Genomic DNA, 18,638 nt, shown 5'->3' with positions numbered 1-18,638 from the left:
AGTCACAGGGTACGGCCTGCGGGCTACGGCCCGCGGGTCCTCACCCGACGACGCCCCATCGCGAAAGCGGACGACGCCAGAGCAACGGGAGTGCCCACATGACCGACGATCAGCAGACGAGCCGTCGCAGCCAGGCGTGGTTCGGCGCACAGGGCCGCAGCGGGATGGTGTACCGCTCCTGGATGCGCAACCAGGGACTCGGGCACGAGGTGTTCGACGGGCGTCCCGTCATCGGCATCGCCACCAGTGCCTCCGAACTCGCCCCGTGCAACGCCCATCTGACACGCGTCGCCGAAGCCGTCAAGCGCGGCGTGTGGCAGGCGGGCGGCCTGCCGCTCGCGTTCCCCACGATGGCGACCGGCGAGACCCTGATGCGCCCCACCGCCATGCTGTACCGCAACCTCATGGCCATGGAGGTCGAGGAGCTCATCCGGGCCAATCCGCTCGACGGCGTCGTGCTGCTGTCCGGCTGCGACAAGACGACCCCCGCCATGCTCATGGGCGCCGCCAGCGTCGACCTGCCCGCCGTCATGGTCACCGGCGGACCGATGCTCAACGGCAAGTACCGCGGCCAGGACGTGGGATCAGGCACCCACGTGTGGAAGTTCGAGGAGGACCTGAAGACCGGCCGGATGACCGAGGAGGAGTGCTTCTTCGCGGAAGGGTGCATGGCCCGCTCCGAGGGGCACTGCATGACGATGGGGACCGCCTCGACCATGGCCTGCATGGCCGAGGCGCTCGGTATGCAGCTGCCGGGCTCGGCGGCCTGGCCCGCGGTCGACTCCCGGCGGATGGAGACCGCGCAGGCGGCGGGGCAGCGCATCGTACGGATGGTGGAGGAGGAGCTGCGCCCCTCGCACATCCTGACCCGGGAGGCGTTCGAGAACGCCATCCGGGTCAACGCGGCCATCGGCGGTTCCACGAACGCCGTCATCCATCTCATCGCCATCGCCGGACGCGTCGGCGTCGAGTTGGGCCTGCAGGACTTCGACGACCTGGTCCGCGCGGTGCCGACCCTGGTCAACCTCATGCCCAGCGGCAGATACCTCATGGAGGACTTCTGCTACGCGGGCGGCCTGCCCGCCGTCATGGCCGAACTGCTCAGCGGCAAACTGCTGCACGGCGAACAGATCACGGTCAACGGACGCACCGTCGCCGAGAACAACGGGACCGCCGAGAACACGCGGAACATCGGGAACACGGGGATCACCGGGAACGCCGGGAGGACCGGGGACGCCGAACGCGTCGGCTCCGACGTCATCACCGGCCTCGCCGCCCCCTTCCAGCCGGCCGGCACCGGTATCGCCGTCCTCCGCGGCAACCTGTGCCCCGACGGCGCTGTGATCAAGCAGTCCGCCGCGTCACCGCACCTGCTCACCCACCGCGGCCCCGCGCGCGTCTTCGACTCGCCCGAGGCATATCACGAGGTGGCCGACGACCCGGAACTCGACATCGACGAGAACACCGTCATCGTCATCCGCAACGCCGGGCCCAAGGGCTACCCCGGCATGCCCGAGGTCTCCAACGTCCCGCTGCCCGCCAAGCTGCTGAAGGCCGGCGTCAAGGACATGGTGCGCGTCTGCGACGGCCGGATGAGCGGCACCGGATACGGCACGGTCGTCCTGCACGTGGCGCCCGAGGCAGCCGTCGGCGGACCTCTCGCCCTGGTGCGCGACGGGGACCCCGTCGTCCTCGACGTCCCGAACCGCACCCTGCGCCTGGACGTGGACGACGCCGAGCTCACGCGGCGCCGGCAGGCATGGCGGGCACCCGCTGAGCGGCACACCAGCGGCTACGCCTGGCTCTACGCCCAGCACGTGCAACAGGCCGACCAGGGCGCCGACTTCGGTTTCCTGCGCGGAAGCAGGGGACACGAGGTCCCCCGCGACTCGCACTGAGTGCGCCCCGGCGACGTACCCCTCTGATGCAGGAGAGCCACGATCGTGGAATCGGCAGCAGCGCGCCCCCGTCCGGCCCTCACCGCCGGCTCCGTCCTGCCGCAGGACGCCGACCGGGCCGCTCTCGTCGCGCGCGTCCACGACCCGGAAGCGGACGGACCGTGCGTGGCCGCGGTCCGCGGCGAGCAGGTCGTCGACCTGACAGCTGTCGCCCCCACCGTCTCCGACCTCATGGAACGCGATGACGCGGCGGCAGTCGTCCGCGAGGCCGACGGCGGACGAGTCTGGCGCCTGGACGCCCTGCTGGAGGCACCGGCCGGCCGCCGCGACGTTCCGCGTCTGCTCGCCCCCGTCGACCTGCAAGTGATCAAGGCCGCGGGCGTCACCTTCGCCCGGAGCCTGCTGGAACGGGTCATCGAAGAGCGCACGGGCGGCGATCCGGCGCAGGCCGCGCGGGTGCGGGAGCGTGTCGGGAAGGTGGTGGGCGGCACGCTCGACGGCATCCGTCCCGGCTCGCCGGAAGCGGACAGGGCCAAGGAACTGCTCGTCTCCGAAGGGCTGTGGTCGCAGTACCTGGAGGTCGGGATCGGACCGGACCCGGAAGTGTTCACCAAGGCCCCGGTGCTGTCCGCGGTCGGCACCGGCGCCGACATCGGAGTGCTCGGCGCCTCGGTGTGGAACAACCCCGAGCCCGAGGTCGTCCTCGTCGTGGACTCGCGCGGCCGGGTGCGCGGCACAACGCTCGGCAACGACGTCAACCTCCGCGACATCGAGGGACGCAGCGCGCTGCTGCTGTCCCGGGCGAAGGACAACAACGCCTCGTGCGCGATCGGCCCGTTCGTCCGCCTGCTCGACGAGGGCTTCGACCTCGACACGGTACGCGGGATCGACGTCGACCTGCGGATCGACGGCCCGGACGGTTACGTACTGCACGGCAGCAGTTCCATGCGCGAGATCAGCCGTGACGTACTGGACCTGGTGGCCGCCACGCGCGGTCCGCACCATCAATACCCGGACGGCTTCGTGCTGTTCACCGGAACGCTGTTCGCCCCCACCGAGGACCGACAGGCGCCCGGCGCGGGCTTCACCCACGAGTACGGCGACATCGTGCGGATCTCCAGCCCGCGACTCGGCGCCCTGGTCAACACCGTCGTCCCCAGCGAGCAGGCCGCGCCGTGGACGTTCGGCGTACGAGCGCTGATGCGCAACCTCGCCCGGCGCGGCGTGCTGTGAGACCACGAGGGCCCGGAGGACCCAGCAGCGCTGTGGCTGTCGCTGTCGCGGCGTGTGCTGCGAACATCCGGTTCATGCTGGGGCGATCGGCTCCTGTCCGACCGTGGCGTGCAGGCGTCGCGTGTGATCCACGTAGTGCTCGGCTCCGGTCAACCTGACCCTGGCCGTCAGACGCGGATCCGCGCTGGAGGCGGCCAACCGCACCTCCAGCTCGCCCGGTTCGACGACGCGTCGGCCGTCGCGTCCGGTGAAGGAGGCGAGGTCGGCCGGGACCGTGACACGGAGGCGCCGGGCCTCGCCCGGCTCCAGGTCGACCCGGGCGTAGCCGATGAGGCGCTGCACCGGCTGGACGACGGAGGCGACCGGATCGTGCAGATAGAGCTGGACGACCTCGGTTCCGGACCTCCCGCCCGTGTTGCGGACGGTGCAGGCGAGGGTGAACTCGCCGTCCGTCGGGGCCTCCTGGACGTCCACGGTCAGGTCCGCCCAGTCGAACCGCGTGTAGGACAGGCCGTGACCGAAGGCGAACGCCGGGGTCGGATCGATGGTGGACACCTGGCTGGCGTGAGCGAGCCGCGCTCCGAGGTACGTGGCCGGCTGCGAACCCGGCCCGCACGGCACGCTGACCGGGAGACGTCCGGAGGGATTCGTACGGCCGCTGAGTACCCCGGCGATGGCGTGCGTGCCCTCCTCACCAGGGAAGAAGGACTGCACGATCGCGGCGGACTCCGCCACGGCCCGGCCGAGGGCGTACGGTCGTCCGGCCAGCAGCACGGTGACCACGGGTGTCGTCAGGTCGAGCAGGGCGTCGAGCAGGTGCTGCTGCGCGCCGGGCAGCAGCAGCGAGGCGACGTCACATCCCTCGCCGCTGGTGCCCCGCCCGAACAGCCCGGCTCGGTCGCCGAGCACCACCAGGGCGACGTCGGCCTCGCGTGCCATCTGGACGGCCTCGCGGATGCCGGAGAGATCTCCGTCGTCGATTCCGGTGCCGCGGGCGACGGTGATCTCGGCGTCGGGGAACTCGGCGGCGAGAGCGTCGCGCAGCGTGGGCAGTTCGATGCCGAGCGGGGTACCGGGGTGGCGGACGCCGATGTGCTGGGGGAAGGAGTAGCAGCCCAGTACGGCGACGGGTTCGTCGGCGTTGGGGCCGAGCAGGGCGATACGGCGCGGCCTGCCGAGCGGCAGGGTGCCGTCGTTGCTCAGCAGCACGACCGCCTTCTCGGCGACCGTGCGGGCCAGCGCGCGGTTCTCCGGACCGTCCAGGTCGACCCGGCCGCGCAGGGTGGCCGGATCGTCCAGGTCCGCCCCGTCGAGCGCGGCCGGCACGGGGTTCCAGTCCGGGTCGAGCAGGCCGAGCATCGCCTTCTGGGTGAGTATCCGGCGCAGGGCGCGGTCGACCGTCGCTTCCGGTACGCGGCCGTCGGCGACGGCCGCGGCCAGGGGCGCGCCGTATGTCTTGACATTGGGCAGTTCGACGTCGACGCCCGCGCGCAGTGCCGTGCCGGCCGCGTCGGACCAGTCGGCCGCGATGCCGTGCAGGGTCTTGAGGAAGGCGATGGCGAAGTAGTCGGCGACGACAGTGCCGTCGAAGCCCCATGTGTCGCGCAGCAGCCCGGTGAGCAGCTCCTCGTCGGCCGCGGAGGGCATGCCGTCGGTGTCGGTGTAGGCGTTCATCACCGACCGGGCGCCGCCTTCACGGATCGCCATCTCGAAGGGAGGCAGCAGGACGTCGGCGCGTTCCCGCGGCCCCAGGGAGGAGGGCGCGAGGTTACGGCCGGCGCGCGAGGCCGAGTAGCCGGCGAAGTGCTTGAGGGTGGCGACGATCCCGGCGGACTCGAGACCCTGCACGTATGCCGTCCCGATGGTGCCGACGAGGTACGGGTCCTCACCGATGGTCTCCTCCACCCGGCCCCAGCGGGCGTCGCGCACCACGTCCAGGACGGGCGCGAGTCCCTGGTGGACGCCGACGGCCCGCATGTCGCGGCCGATGGCGGCGGCCATGCGCCGTACCGTGTCCGGATCGAAGGTGGCGCCCCAGGACAGCGGAACGGGGTAGGCCGTCGCTCCCCAGGCCGCGAAGCCGGCCAGACACTCGTCGTGTGCGAGAGCGGGGATGCCGAACCGGTTCGTGGCGGCGATACGGGTCTGGGTACGGGCCAGGGAGAGCGCACCCAGAGCGGGATCGACCGGGACCGTGCCGAAGGGCCGGGTCAGCTGGCCCAGTCCAGTGGGCAGGAGCGCGTCGAGATCGACGGCCTCCTCCAGGTCGTGCTGATACGGAGCCACTTCACCGCCCTGATCGGAGGCGCCCACCCACACTCCGTACAGCTGGGCGGTCTTCTCCTGCAGGGTCATCGCGTCGATCAGCGCGTCGACTCGCACGGTGACGGGAACGGTGGGGTTGTTCCAGAGGGAGATTCCGGAGGTGCTCTCTACGGCCACGTCGGTGTTCACTTTCCTCCCACACCCGTCAGCCCCTCGACCAGGGCACGGCGGGCGAACAGGTAGACGAGCATGTCGGTCAACGGCTGAATCCGGCGGTCAGACCGCTCAGCAGCTGGCGGCGGCCGAACGCGTACAGGACCAGGACGGGCAGTGTGGTGAGGACGACGGCGGCGAGCACGGCAGGGACATTGATCCCGTACTGGCCCTGGAAGGTCCACAGCGCGAGCGGCAGGGTCCGGCGGTCGGGGCTCTGGGTGAGGATCAGCGGCAGCAGGAATCCGTTCCAGATGGTCAGTGCGTTGAAGATGGTCACGGTGAGGATGGCCGGCCGGGTGAGCGGTGCCGCCAGCCGCCACAGTGTCGTCCATTCGGTGGCGCCGTCGACCCGCATGGAGTCGAACAGCTCTTTGGGCACGTCGCGGATGAAGTTGGCGAGCACCAACACGGACAGCGGGATGGCGAAGGCGATCGACGGGAGGATCAGCGCCAGCAGGCTGTCGTACAGCTGCAGTTTGATGATGATCAGGTAGACCGGGATCACCGTCGCCTGCAGGGGAATGGCCAGGCCCATCAGGAACAGCCCGTTGATCGCGCGAAGAACCGGCATGCGCCAGCCGCGGACGATCGCGTAGGCGGCCATGAAGGAGAACACGACCGCCGGCACCACGGCGCCGGCGGTGGCCACGACGCTGTTCACGAAGTAGCGGAGGAAGTCGGACTCGATGACCAGCCGGTAGTTCTCCAGAGTCGGGTCACCCGAAGGCACCAGCGGATTGCTCGCGTAGTAGCGGTTCTGGGCCTTGAAACTGGTGATGAGGGTCCAGTACAGGGGTACGGCGACGACGACGAGCCAGAGCCATCCGGCCAGGCCGCCGGCCCAGTTGCGCCGACGTGACGCCGGACGGGAGGGGCGTTGCCCTGTGCGGCGGACGGTCTTCTGCGGTGGTCGCGGCTCGGTCAGCGTGGTGGTCACGTCAGGCCCCCTCGAGTTGACTCGCGCCGGCGTCCCGGCCTCCCAGCCGGCGCAGGAGCAGCGCGAGGGCCAGGCCCACCAGGACCAGGATGACCGCGATGGCGCTGGCCGGTCCCATCAGGCTGGCCTTGAACCCCCGCTTGTACATGTCCAGTGCGAGGACGCGGGTGGCGTCACCCGGGCCGCCCTCGGTCAGCACGAAGATGAGGTCGAAGAAGGTCAGCGACCCGACCACCATCAGCGTGGACGAGGTGATGATGGTGTACTTCAGCTGCGGCAGCGTGATGCTGAAGAACTGCCGGATCCGTCCGGCTCCGTCCAACTGCGCGGCCTCGTACAGGGATTTCGGGATCTGCTGGACACCCCCTTGGTAGATCAGGGAGTGGAACGGGACGAACTGCCAGGAGACGACGAAGACGACGACCCCGAACGCGAGCCCGGGCCGCCCCAGCCAGTCCTGACTGAGCGTTTCGATCCTCAGCCCGGCACCGAGTCCGAAGTTGGGGTCGAGCAGGGCCTCGTACGCGATCGCGATCGCCGCGGAGCTGAGCATCAGCGGGACGAAGTACACCACGCCCAGCACCGCACGGTAGCGCTGACGGCCGGCCAGGAACGTGCCGAGCAGGATACTCAGCGGCGTCTGAACGACCCAGGACACGGCCATCACCAGAAACGTCACCCAGAGGGCGTGCGGCAGTCCGGGGTCGGTGAGCACTGCACGCCAACTGGTCAGCCCCGACGGATGGATGGCGCCGATCCCGTCCCACGTGGTGAAGCTCAGCACGAAGACACCGACGAGCGGAATCACGGCGAAGCCGACGAAGACCACCAGCGCCGGCACCGCGAGCCAGGGCAGAACGCTGCGCGGCCCCTGGCGCGGCGGATGTCCGGTGAGTGAGCTCATTTGCCGATGACCGCGTTGAGGTTGCTGGCGAACTGTTGCGGCGAGACGGTCAGTTGGAACAACTTGACGATGTTGTCCAGCAGGGTCTCGGCGGCCGTCGGACTGAGCGCCTGGTCCCAGGACTGGCCGAACGACTTCGCCTTGGTGGCGAGGTTGTAGGTGAACTGCAGGAACTCGGCGTTCTTGGAGGCGGCCAGCAGCTTCTCGGTGCCCAGCCGGACCGGAACCGACCCGTTGCCGATCCACTTCTTCACCTCGTCGTCCTGGAGGACACCTGTGGCGAAGAAGTCCTTGGCGGTCTTCTTCTGCTCGGCACTGGCCCTCGACGAGATGGACAGGTACTGGGCGGGGTTGCCGACGGTGTTGCTCGGATCCCCCTTGCCGCCTTCGACGGGCGGGAAGGTCATGTAGCCCAGCGCGCCGCTCGGGACGAAGTCCCCACCCCTGACCTGCTGGATGCCGTACGACCAGGCGCCGTGCAGCATCATCGCGGCCCTGCCGGTGTACAGCAGTGCCTGGTCGGCGTTGGAGTCCGCGGTGATCGAGGAGAAGCCCTTGATGAACCCGCGGGCTCTGACCAGCTCCTGCACCTTGGTCAGCGCCTTGATGGCGTCCGGGTTGGACCAGGCGTTCTTCTCGCCGTCGATGACGGCCTGGAACACCTCGGGGCCGCCGATGCGGTCGAACAGGAACTCCAGCCACATCATGTTCGTCCACTGGGACTGGCCACCGAGGGAGAACGGCGCTATGCCCTTCGCGTTGAACCTGCGCACCAGCGCCATGATGTCGTCCCAGGACTCCGGCGGTTCCACGCCGACCTGGTCGAAGACCTTCCTGTTGTAGTAGAGGATGATCGGCTGCACTGTCTCGCACGGCATCGCGTAGATCCTGCCGTCGACGGTCGCCGCAGCGAACGAGGACGGGAGCAGCCGCTTCTTGACCTCGGGGTGCTCCCCGAACCACGAGGTGAGGTCCTCGACCTGGTCCGCCTTCGCGTAGGTGCGCAGTGTCCCGCCGCCCCAGCCCCAGATGATCGTGGGCGCCTTCCCGGCCCCGATGGCGGTCTTGATCTTCGTCTTGTACGCGTCGTTCTGGAAGGTGGTGTCGTCGATCCGCTGCTTGGGGTGGGCCTCGTTGAACGCGTCCACCACGCCGGCGCGGACGCCTTCCTGCGGCTGGCCGTTCAGGTACCAGTACGTGGCCCCTTTGCCGCTGCCGGGACCGGACGAGCCGCAGGCCGCCAGCGCCGCGGAAGCCGGCACGCCTGCGGCCAGGCCGAGGAGAGTACGTCGGGAGAGCGCCATGTTCTTCTCCGCACCCGAGAGCCACCGGCTCCCGTGGGTCATGGTGAAAGGTTTTCGAAACAGCCTTCTCCGAGCTCTGTCCGTGCAAGTTAGGTTTCGGGCTGACGCCGTGTCAAGGTGCGTGCAAGGGCGTTGTTCGGGTGGCGAACGGCCGCGTGGTATCAGGGCAACGCTGACCTCCGAGAAGTCGTGACAGGGACCGAAACTATTTCGAAATCGGGTGTCGAGCGTCGAGGGCAGTGCGCGGCGTTGCTGGGGCAGTGCGCGGCATTTTCGGATGAGTCCGGTGCCGGGGTGCCGTACGGTTGACCGGTTCCACCCGCGTTGCCGGTCCGACCGGCGGCTCACCACACCGGTGGACGTACAGCTGGGGAGGAACCGATGCGACCGAACGCCAGGCGCACCACTTTGGCGGACATCGCCCAAGCGGCCGGGGTCTCCGTCGCGACCGTGTCCAAGGTGGTCAACGGTCGTGGTGACGTGGCGCCGCACACCCGCACCCGGGTGCAGGAACTGCTGCATCAGCACGACTACCTCGCGCCCGTGTTCCGCCACACCGAGGTCGTCGAGAGCCCGACCATCGAGGTGCAGTTCAAGGGCGGCCTCAAGTCGTACGTGGCCGAGACCCTGGAAGGCATCATCGACTCCGCAGCCGAGGCGGGGGCCTCGGTGGTGATCAGCAAGGCGTCCAGTGCCCCACACTGGGCCCGGGACCTGGTGTCAGCCGGGCGCCGCGCCGTCATCGCGGTCACCAGCGTGTACACCGCGGCGCACCTGAAAGAACTGGCTCGGTCGGGGCTGCCGTTGGTCGTGCTGGACCCGCTGCATCTGCCGGACAGCCGGGTCAACAGCGTCGGGGCGACCAACTTCGCCGGCGGCCTGGCCGCGACCCGGCACCTGCTCTCGCTGGGCCACCGCCGCATCGCCTATATCGGCGGACCGACCATGGCCGTGTGCAACCAGGCACGCATGCACGGCTACCGCGCCGCGATGGAGGCGGGGGGAGTGCGGGTACCCGACGGCTACGTCCGGCCCGGAGAATTCACCTTCGAGACCGGGCTGTTCGGTGCTTCGGCGCTACTGGGCCTGGACGAGGCACCGACGGCGATCTTCGCAGGCAACGACGAGATCGCCGTCGGCGTCATCGAGACCGCCCGCGCTCGTGGCATGCGCGTCCCCGAAGACCTGAGCGTGGTCGGTTTCGACGACACGAGCCTCGCCCAGATGGCCTCCCCGCCACTGACCACCGTGCGCCAGCCACTACGGGAGATGGGCGGTGCCGCCCTGCGCACCGCGCTCCGACTGGCCAACGGCGAAAAGGTCGAGTCCCACCACATCGAACTCGCCACCGAACTCGTGGTACGTGCCTCGACGGCGCCGCCTCGCGAAGGGACTCCGGCGCACGGGTGAGCGCAGGTGAGACCGCGGTCGCGCATACGGTACGCGCGCCGCACCGGGAGTTGCCGGTGAACGGTGAACGGACGTGTTCCGTTCATCGACCAGGAGGCGGGAGGACGCGAGGCTGGGGGGTGGCGGCCGGGGCTACTTGGATTCGAGGCGCCCCAGTGGGTGGTCGCCCGTGAGGACGGTCTGGGCGTTGTTCCAGTCGGTGTGGTCGATTCCGGTGATGTGTCGCAGGTAGGCGAGGGTGACCTGCTGGACGAGGGCGACACGGTCGGGGTTCTCGTCGGTGGTCTCCGCCGCTCGGTAGCCGGAGATGCCACCGAGGAAGTGCTCGCCGCCGCGGACGGTCAGGAGGCTGTTGGTGCTGCGGCTGAGCGTATAGGGGTCAGTCGTCCAGGCGGGGCCCCGGGTGGAGAGCGGAAGGTCGTCCTTGTCTCCGGCGACGACGAGACCGGGCGCCGTGATGTGGGAGAAGTCCTGATCGCGCAGCCAGGGCAGGTTGTCGTGGGCGAAGGGGGTCAGTTCGTCGCCGCCCTTGCCTGCGGTGGCCAGCTGGATGCTGGCCATGACCCGGGCGTCGGACAGGTCCTCGGCGGCCCCGGTCTGCGGGTCCGTGACACGCAGGCCCACCAGGATGCCGGCGGTCTGGCCGCCGAAGGAGTGCCCGGCCGCGACGACGCGGCTGCGATCCATACGGCCCGACAGGCCCGGTACGGCCGCCTCCAGCGTGGTGAGCTCGTCGAGGATGCGCCGCATGTCCTGTACGCGGTGGCGCCACATGTGGGGCCGGCGAGGATCGTCGGCGGGGAGGTCGAGCCGCCTGGAGTCCAGGTGGGTGGCCTGGATGACGATGAAGCCGCCGGATGCCCAGTGATCGACCAGTGGGGCGTAGCCGTCCAGGTTCGAGCCGAAGCCGTGGGCGAAGAGCACGACGGGCAGGCTGGTGCCGGTGGTGGGGGCGGTGACGCGGACGTGCAGGTCCTGACCGCGCTGCGGTGCGTTCAGCACGAGCGGCTTGACCGACACGGTCGCAGTGAGGGCAGGGCCGGAGAGACCGGTCGTGGGGTACGTGGTCATGCGTGTGGCTGCCTTTCGGGGGCTGGCGGAGCTGTCGCGGATCCACGGCAGGGTGGATGTACCGGCGTGTGAGCTACCGTAAAACTTGACGTTGACGTGAAGGGCAAGTGCGCGTGACGCACAGCACGCGAAGGAGCTGAGGCGGGAATGCGGATCGGTGAGCTCGCGCGCCGCACGGGGGTCACCACCCGGGCCCTGCGCTACTACGAGGAACAGGACCTGCTCACCGCCGAGCGCAGTGGCAGCGGCCAACGCCACTACGCGGAGGACGCCGTCGACCGGATCCGCCTCATCCGCCAGCTGTACGCCGCCGGACTGAGCAGCAAGGCCATCGCCGAGCTGACGCCCTGCGTGATCGACGGCAAGGCCACCCCCGAGCTCCTTCAGCGCCTGGCCGCCGAACGTGACCACCTGGACCGGCGTATCACGGACCTCGTCGACGCCCGGAACAGGCTGGACTCCGTCATCGGTGGCGCCTCATCCAACATGCACACCGGCGCCCCCTGCCCGCGGGGCGCCGAGGCATAGACCTGCTGACCTGGGTGGGTTCAGGGAAAACGAAGTCTGTTCAGCAGCGGTCAGGGGCAGCTCATGTCCGTGGCGCTGGTGTCCGGAAGCTGAACTCCCGAGGCGTGAGCTCTCCGGCGAGCATGCGGCGTGCGAGGTCTCGGACGGCGGCTGGCTGACCGGCCTCGCCGCCGACCGGATAGAAGGTGAGGCCGAGTCCGTCGAGCGCTGCGGGAAGCAGGTCGCGGACGTCGTAGGCCGCCTCGGCGCGCGTGCGTCGCGCAGGACTCGGGTCCCGCGCTCGGCGTCCGAACAAACGCCGGATGCGAGCCCTTCCAGCCGTCCTCTGGGTCCGGCCCCGGTCGTCGCGAAGGCGCTCGGCCACCACGACAAGCCCGCACCCGTCTGGTCACGGAAGCCGGCGGAACCTGGGACACGAAGTCGGTACGCTCCCGGCGACCACCAGCGATGCGGCGCGGTACTCAGGCTGGGTCCGCTGAGCCTCGTCTGTCCTCGACGTGGACGACGTGGAGCTCGGTGCCGTCGCGGTGACGCTTGGAACGTCCGAACAGGCCGACGCTGATCTGCGACTGATCCTGAGGCTCGGCGGGGCCGACATGGGTGAGGACGTCGTTGTGATGCCCGGTGACGATCCACCCTCGACGTCCTCGGGGTTGATTTCCGAGGGTCAGTGAGAAGCCTCTGCCAGACGTCCACAAGGATCTCGGTGTTCATGGCGATCATCATGCCGCTGAGCACTGACACAGGGTGACGATGCCTGCGTCGTGGCTCTGCCGGGAGGCAGGATGGCGAGCAAGCGTGATGAGGTTGCCGGGGGACGGCAGAGTTCTGCGACGTGGTGTGCCGGGAAGACCGGTTCAGCCGCAGGCAACTGCTGACTACCGTCGGAGGGCGGTCAGCGGTCAGCGGTCGGCGCGGGGCGCAGATCGTGGTGATCGGTCTGCGACGAACACGGGGTGCTGACGGGCTACTTGATATTGGCCGCGACAGCAGTCGTGTCCATCGGGGCGACGGCCGTGACCGTGTTGATGCGTCGGCAGCGACGCCAGGTGGATTCCAGTCCCGAAGCGCAGCGAATCGAAGCGGCCGCTACCAGCGGTATACGTGACGCACGTCGGCAGACTCACGCCTACCGGCATTTCAGCGACGGTGGCGGCCTCAGTGCTCTGCGGGACCGTGACTCTCGGTCCTGGCGGTGAGCACATTGTGCTGCTGTGAAGAGGAGGGCCGAGGTTCGACGTGAAGGGGCTGATCGTGGCTGCCGTGGTGGCTCAGGAAGGTGAGGTGCTCCTGATCCGCCGCGTTGCAGGCATACCTGGGCAGAGCTTTGGTTCGCCAGGCCGCCTACTCGGCCGTCGCTGTTGGGTCGGAAGAGTCGCCGCACTGCACGGAGCACCTCGTGCGCTGCGTCCTGTCTCATCCGGTTGCAGGTGTCCCGCCTGAAAGGTGTCGTGTGGCGTGCACGCGGAGGTCGCACGCTCACGATATGGGGGTTGATGGGGTTCCGCTGCTGGGTGGTGATCGGATGTTCGCCTGCCCCTCCTGCGGGCTGCCGCAGGATCGGGTTGCGACGCTGGAGAACGACTGGGTTCTGTTGGAGCCGGGTGTAGAGATACTGGCGCATCTGGTGCCGGCCGGGCATCGGTGGATTGCCCTGACGGATGGGCGGGTGGCGGTGTACGCGGTGTGGCCGCCGGAGGCGTTGCAGCGGTGCCGGATCGAGCACCGGCTGGCGTGTTCGGGGCAGCGGTTGCCGGATCTGTGGCCGTGGTTGACGGCTTTGCGGCAGGAGAACGCGTGGCGGGTCGAGCGGGAGGCGAATACGGAGCCGACCACTGTCGAGGAGGAGTGGCCGGACGTCGGGTAGGCCACTGCTCGCAGCCACTACCGGGCCCAGACAGCGACCACCACCCCGGCACCGGGACCCGGCGCTGCTCGCCCGTTCGGCGTGCTGAGCACGTTCACCGGAACTTCCGTTCCTGCGTGCTGACGCGGCGACGGACTCCAGCGCATTCGTCGAGGTCGCCAACCGCACGATTACCGGCCCGTCCGGAACCAGCCGCACGCCGGCAACTACGACGTGTCCGAGGCCATGGCCTGGACCGCCGAGGCCGCGCGCGAGGCGGGCGACCCGCTCGCTCCCGGCCGCCGCGGATAGCCCGTACGTGTGCTGTGCGCATCGAGGGCTCTTCCACCCGGGTGAGCGCCCTGTTCGTGTGGCCGCCCAGCGGGGCGAGCACGGGATACCTCCTGCCGTGGGGTACGTCTTGCACCGGAGTACGGGCGGCCCGAGATCGTTTCGCGAGCGAACTCGGTGACATGGCGATCGCCTACCTCCTGACCCCCGAGCGCCGCCCGGTCCGCGCCGTCCGCACCTGAGGCGCCTGGGCGGCGACGTGACCGCGACGCGACCGCGACGGGAAGCGAAACCGCTCGGGCCTCCCGAAGACGGCACATTGCGGACCACCTGTAGTGCGAAGTCAGGAAGTCATATGTGTGGATGCCTCGCATCGCCGGGGCGCCTCATGGACCGGGCTGCCAAGGTCAATACCATAAGAGCCAATACAATTGTGCGACCGGTTCGCCAGCGAGGATCGGTCAGGGTCGCCGATGCCGGGGTCCGCTTCCCCGGCGGCGGTGATCTTCCTGGTCAGGAGGCCCCCACGCATGTTCCGACGTATGGGCAACACCGTCGTCCGACATCCCGTCTGGACGATCGTGGCATGGCTGATCGCCGCCGTCGCGATCGTGGCCACCGCGCCGAGTCTGCCTTCGAGCAGCGACGAGAGCAGCTTCCTTCCCCAGAGTTACGAGTCCATCAAAGCGGCGGACCTCCAGCAGGAAGCGTTCCCCAGTGCCTTCACCCCGTCCGCCATCGCACTGTACAAGCGCACCGACGGCGGCAAGCTGACCGCCGCCGACCAACGGGACGTCGCCCGGATCACCTCCGAGTTGCAGAAGAAGAAGATCGACCAGGTGCAGAAGGTGGTCCCCGGCGAGCCGTCCAAGGACGGCAAGTACGCCCTGACCCTGGTCCAGATGGACAGCAAGAACGCCGGCCAGCCCAAACAGGCGGACGCGGCGCAGGTGTTGCGTGACGACGTCAAGGAACTCTCCAAGGGCACGAATCTCGACGTCAAGCTCGGCGGCTCCGCCGCGCAGGCCCTCGACCAGCAGGAATCCTCCAAACGAGGCGAAGCGCTGATCGGCATCGGCACCTTCGTCATCATCCTGGTGACCCTGCTGATCATCTTCCGGGCACCGATCCTCGCGATCCTGCCCTTGATCCTCATCGGCCTGGTCTCCGCCATCGCCAACGGGCTGATCGCTTTCGCCACCAAGCTGTTCGATCTTCAGGCCAACAGTTCCATCTCGTCCATCCTGATCGTCGTGCTCTTCGGCGTGGGCACGGACTACTTCCTCTTCCTGATCTTCCGCTACCGCGAACGCCTCCGCCTCGGCGACGAACCCAAGCAGGCCATGGTCAACGCGGTCGACCGGGTCGGCGAAGCCATCGCGTCGGCAGCCGGCGCCGTCATCATCGCCTTCTTCGCGCTGGTGCTGTCCACGCTGGGCTTCCTCAAGCAGATGGGACCTGCCCTCGCCATCGCGGTCGCCGTCACCCTGGTCGCGGGCCTGACCCTGATCCCGGCCGTGGTCTCGCTCATCGGACCGAAGGTCTTCTGGCCTTCCAAGTCCTGGCGGAAGGAACCGGAGAACGCCCGGTTCGCCGCGCTCGGCCGTGGGGTGCAGCGCCGTCCGGCGCTGACCGCCGCACTGTCCGGCCTGGTCCTCGTCGTGCTGTCGCTCGGCACACTCGGCTACCACGCCACCTTCGACCTGGCGTCGGGCTCCATGCCCAAGACGAAGGAGTCCATGGTCGTCCAGGACGAGATGCAGAAGGCGTACTCGGCCGGCGCCGCCGCTCCCACCGACGTCTACCTCTCCAGCACCGACGGCCGGCGGCTCGATGAGTCCGCCCTCGCTCCGTACGCCGAGAAACTCGGCGCCGTGGACGGCGTCGCGAACGCCCGCCTCACCCAGGTGAACAAGGAAGGCACCACCGCGGACTTCACCGTCACCCTCAAGTACGAGGCGTCCACGGACAAAGCCATCGACGCCGTGAGCAGGGTGCGCGACGTCGCACACGACAACGCCCCGGAACGCACCGAAGCCCTCGTCGGCGGTATGTCGTCGATCTACAAGGACATCGACACCGCCGTCAACCACGACTACCGGACGGTCTTCCCCGTCGCCGCCGCGCTGATCATGATCATTCTGGGGTTGCTGCTGCGCAGCGTCGTCGCGCCCTGGTACCTGATCGCTTCGGTCGGGCTCGGCTTCAGCGCCACCCTCGGCGCCACGGTATGGATCTTCCAGACCTGGCAGGGACATCCGGGGCTGATGTTCATGCTCCCGGTGATCATGTACCTCTTCGTGGTCGCCATCGGCACGGACTACAACATCCTCATGATCGCCAGGCTCCGAGAGGAGGCCCGCGCGGGCCGGGAGCCGCGTGAAGCGGCGGGAATGGCACTGCGGCACGCGGGTCCGACCGTGGCGGCGGCCGGCTTCATCCTGGCGGCCACCTTCGCCACGATGATGCTGGCTGGCAACTCGCTGCTCACGGAGATGGGCTTCGCGGTCTCCTTCGGCATCGCCATCGCCGCCTTCGTGATGGCCATGTTCTTCACGCCCAGTCTCACCGCGCTGATCGGACACGCGGCGTGGTGGCCGGGCCACGGTGACCGGGCAGAGGAACCGCGGGCGGACGCAGGCCCCGGCGGATCCGGCGCCGCACCGGCCCCCGGGGACGGTGTACCGACGGGGGCGCATGACCCGGCAGAGCGCCACGGCTGACGGGGACGCTACCGCGGGGGGGGGGGGGGGGGGGGTTTTCCCCCCCCCCCCCCCCCCGGGGGGGGGGCGGGGGGCCCCCCCCCCGGGGGCCCCGACGGGGGGGGGGGTCCGCCCCGGCCGGCCCCCCCGGGCGCGGGGGCCCCGCCCGGGGGGGGGGGGGGTTTTCCCCCCCCGCGGCCCCCCCCCGCTGGTTGTACGGTCCGGCGGCCCCTTCCAAGTTGTACGGCCAGGGGGACCCTTTCGGGTGTACGGCCGGGCAGGCACCTTGGCTTGTACGGCCGAGCAGGCACCCTGGCTTGTGCGGCCGGGCAGGTACCCCGGCTCGTACGGCCGAGCAGGCATACCGGGTTGTACGGCCCGGTAGACACCCGCGCCTCTGACTGCCCGGCGGTGAGTGTCAGCCCTCGTGTCGCGTGCGGCTGGTGCCGCAGCGCGCCGAACGCCCTCTCCCCCTTCTGCGGGCTCCCGCCGCAAGGGGGAGAGGGCGTTCGGCTGACCGGGTTGGTGCCGGCTCCCGCGCCGGGGTCGTACGCCCCGGGTGTCGCCGCGGCGGTACGACACCGAGTCACCGGCGCCCACCGGGCCCGCGCGGAGGGGTAGGTGAAGTCGCTCGCGCTCGGGGGCCGTCGCCCGGTGACGGCGCCGACCGAACCGCCCGACGGGTGCTGGAGCAGCCGCCGGGCGGTGCCCGACGTGCGCCCGGTCCCGGGTCACCGCCGGGTGACCTCGCTGACGTGCGCGCAGACCTTGCACGGCGTCTGTGCCACGACCACCGGGCCCGGCGGGAAGCGGGGCGGGTCCGGCTGGCGCTCGCCGTCACCGTGGACGACGCCGGGGCGTTCCTGGACGACCCAGACCCGGACCCGGACCCGGACCCGGACCCGGACCCGGAGCGCGAGCCGAAGGCCGCCTCAACTGGCTGCAGTTGGGGAACGGCCTCGCCGCCCGGGGCGAGGTACGGGTCCCCGCCTGCGACAACACCGCCCACCACCGGCTGGACTTCACCACCTCCGGCGTGCTCGGCCACCGGCGGCTTCCGGGAGCCGTACTGCGGCCGAACAGCTGGTCTTCGACGTCACCGAACCGGGAGCCGAACGGACCGACGGGACCGGCCCGGCGTCCTTCCGCCCTCCTGCCCCGTATGCACACGAGGATCCGCGAAACCTCCGCCGTAGGCCGGCCCATCCACCAGACTTGCTCCCGTCTCCGACGGTGAAGGGACGGCAAGCGTGTCGAACAGCGCACTTCTCGTGATGGACGTCCAACGGGACGTCGTGGCCATCGTCGACGACGGTTCCGGATATCTGCCGCGCCTGCGCCGGGCGATCGACGGGGCCCGGGCTGCCGATATCCCCGTCATCTACGTGATGATGGCCCTACGGCCCGGCGACCCGGAAGTCAGCCCTCGCAACAAGGTGATGACAGACATCGTGCGGGCCGGCCTGTTCACCGAGGGCGCCCCCGGCACGGAGATCCATGACGACGTCGCGCCCCAGCAGGGCGATGTGGTCGTCACCAAGAGGCGGGGCAGCGCGTTCTCGGGCAGCGACCTCGACCTGGTGCTCAGAGCTCGTGCTGTCGACAGCCTGGTTCTCACCGGCATCGCCACCAGCGCCGTGGTGCTGTCGACCCTGTGGCACGCCATCGACCTGGACTTCGGCCTCACCGTCCTGGCGGACGCCTGCCTCGACACCGACCCCGAGGTGCACACGATGCTCACCGAAAAGCTGTTCCCGCAGTGGGCGGACGTCCTCGACGTCGAGGACTGGCTCGTAGCCATCGCGCCGCGATAACGAAAGGAAACACCCGTCCGGACCCTCGCGGCAACGATCTGCCCGCTGCGCAGGCGGGCGGATTGTCGCCGGCCGCGTCGACCACGTCGATGTCGAGCAGCGCCACCTCGCGGAAGCCGAGGCAGTTCAAACCCTGCCCGCTTTGGAGCCGATGCGCCTGCGGACCGACCTCGCACGTCCCGCCGACACCCGGGTCACGCCGCCAATGATGAAGCCGTA

Annotated in this window: 14 protein-coding genes; 9 read left to right on the top strand and 5 right to left on the bottom strand. The window is 69.6% G+C overall.

Going from position 1 to position 18,638, the window contains the following annotated elements; translation table 11 throughout:
- Positions 1-98: 98 nt before the first annotated feature.
- Positions 99-1,898 carry an IlvD/Edd family dehydratase gene (locus ACFYXC_RS14495; protein ID WP_389551026.1) on the top strand — a complete coding sequence of 600 codons (1,800 nt, stop codon included), beginning with the start codon at positions 99-101 and terminating at the stop codon, positions 1,896-1,898.
- Positions 1,899-1,943: 45 nt separating this feature from the next.
- Positions 1,944-3,131, top strand: coding sequence for a fumarylacetoacetate hydrolase family protein (locus tag ACFYXC_RS14490; RefSeq protein WP_389551023.1), 1,188 nt, complete (start codon positions 1,944-1,946; stop codon positions 3,129-3,131).
- A 72-nt stretch (positions 3,132-3,203) separates the two neighbouring features.
- Here ACFYXC_RS14490 and ACFYXC_RS14485 read toward each other — a convergent pair whose 3' ends face one another.
- From ACFYXC_RS14485 to ACFYXC_RS14470, 4 genes are all read right to left on the bottom strand, one after another.
- The gene (locus tag ACFYXC_RS14485; protein WP_389551020.1) at positions 3,204-5,585 is read right to left on the bottom strand and encodes a glycoside hydrolase family 3 N-terminal domain-containing protein; all 2,382 of its coding nucleotides are present in this window, start codon (positions 5,583-5,585) and stop codon (positions 3,204-3,206) included.
- 67 nt (positions 5,586-5,652) lie between these two features.
- On the bottom strand, positions 5,653-6,549 hold the full coding sequence (locus tag ACFYXC_RS14480; protein ID WP_389551017.1) for a carbohydrate ABC transporter permease: 897 nt from the start codon (positions 6,547-6,549) through the stop codon (positions 5,653-5,655).
- Position 6,550: 1 nt separating this feature from the next.
- Positions 6,551-7,453, bottom strand: coding sequence for a carbohydrate ABC transporter permease (locus ACFYXC_RS14475; protein WP_389551014.1), 903 nt, complete (start codon positions 7,451-7,453; stop codon positions 6,551-6,553).
- Positions 7,450-8,757, bottom strand: coding sequence for an extracellular solute-binding protein (locus ACFYXC_RS14470; protein WP_388907571.1), 1,308 nt, complete (start codon positions 8,755-8,757; stop codon positions 7,450-7,452). Before ACFYXC_RS14470 ends, ACFYXC_RS14475 begins: the two co-directional genes overlap by 4 nt.
- A 381-nt stretch (positions 8,758-9,138) precedes the next feature.
- Here ACFYXC_RS14470 and ACFYXC_RS14465 point away from each other — a divergent pair, with 381 nt between their 5' ends.
- On the top strand, positions 9,139-10,167 hold the full coding sequence (locus ACFYXC_RS14465) for a LacI family DNA-binding transcriptional regulator (protein ID WP_389551012.1): 1,029 nt from the start codon (positions 9,139-9,141) through the stop codon (positions 10,165-10,167).
- 132 nt (positions 10,168-10,299) lie between these two features.
- Here ACFYXC_RS14465 and ACFYXC_RS14460 read toward each other — a convergent pair whose 3' ends face one another.
- Entirely contained in the window at positions 10,300-11,238 is a 939-nt protein-coding gene (locus ACFYXC_RS14460; protein WP_389551010.1) for an alpha/beta hydrolase family protein, read from the bottom strand.
- Between the two features lie 147 nt (positions 11,239-11,385).
- Between ACFYXC_RS14460 and ACFYXC_RS14455 the strand changes: the two genes are divergently transcribed.
- The 6 genes from ACFYXC_RS14455 (at position 11,386) to ACFYXC_RS14430 (ending at position 18,419) form a co-directional block, all read left to right on the top strand.
- On the top strand, positions 11,386-11,766 hold the full coding sequence (locus tag ACFYXC_RS14455; RefSeq protein ID WP_389551007.1) for a MerR family transcriptional regulator: 381 nt from the start codon (positions 11,386-11,388) through the stop codon (positions 11,764-11,766).
- A gap of 497 nt (positions 11,767-12,263) precedes the next feature.
- A complete protein-coding gene (locus ACFYXC_RS14450) occupies positions 12,264-12,440 on the top strand; it encodes a hypothetical protein (RefSeq protein WP_389551005.1) in 177 nt (58 codons plus the stop codon).
- Positions 12,441-13,252: 812 nt separating this feature from the next.
- Positions 13,253-13,633 carry a DUF6083 domain-containing protein gene (locus ACFYXC_RS14445; RefSeq protein WP_389551002.1) on the top strand — a complete coding sequence of 127 codons (381 nt, stop codon included), beginning with the start codon at positions 13,253-13,255 and terminating at the stop codon, positions 13,631-13,633.
- 332 nt (positions 13,634-13,965) lie between these two features.
- Positions 13,966-14,145, top strand: a complete 180-nt coding sequence (locus tag ACFYXC_RS14440; protein WP_389550999.1) for a hypothetical protein — start codon at positions 13,966-13,968, stop codon at positions 14,143-14,145.
- A gap of 288 nt (positions 14,146-14,433) precedes the next feature.
- The gene (locus ACFYXC_RS14435) at positions 14,434-16,626 is read left to right on the top strand and encodes an MMPL family transporter (RefSeq protein ID WP_389550996.1); all 2,193 of its coding nucleotides are present in this window, start codon (positions 14,434-14,436) and stop codon (positions 16,624-16,626) included.
- A gap of 1,229 nt (positions 16,627-17,855) precedes the next feature.
- Positions 17,856-18,419 carry a cysteine hydrolase family protein gene (locus tag ACFYXC_RS14430; protein ID WP_389550993.1) on the top strand — a complete coding sequence of 188 codons (564 nt, stop codon included), beginning with the start codon at positions 17,856-17,858 and terminating at the stop codon, positions 18,417-18,419.
- Positions 18,420-18,638 lie beyond the last annotated feature (219 nt).

It is taken from the genome of Streptomyces sp. NPDC002701 (assembly GCF_042889045.1).
Taxonomy (GTDB): domain Bacteria; phylum Actinomycetota; class Actinomycetes; order Streptomycetales; family Streptomycetaceae; genus Streptomyces.
The sequence above is the reverse complement of the archived record's forward strand: the minus strand, read 5'-3'. Positions and strand labels throughout refer to the sequence as shown.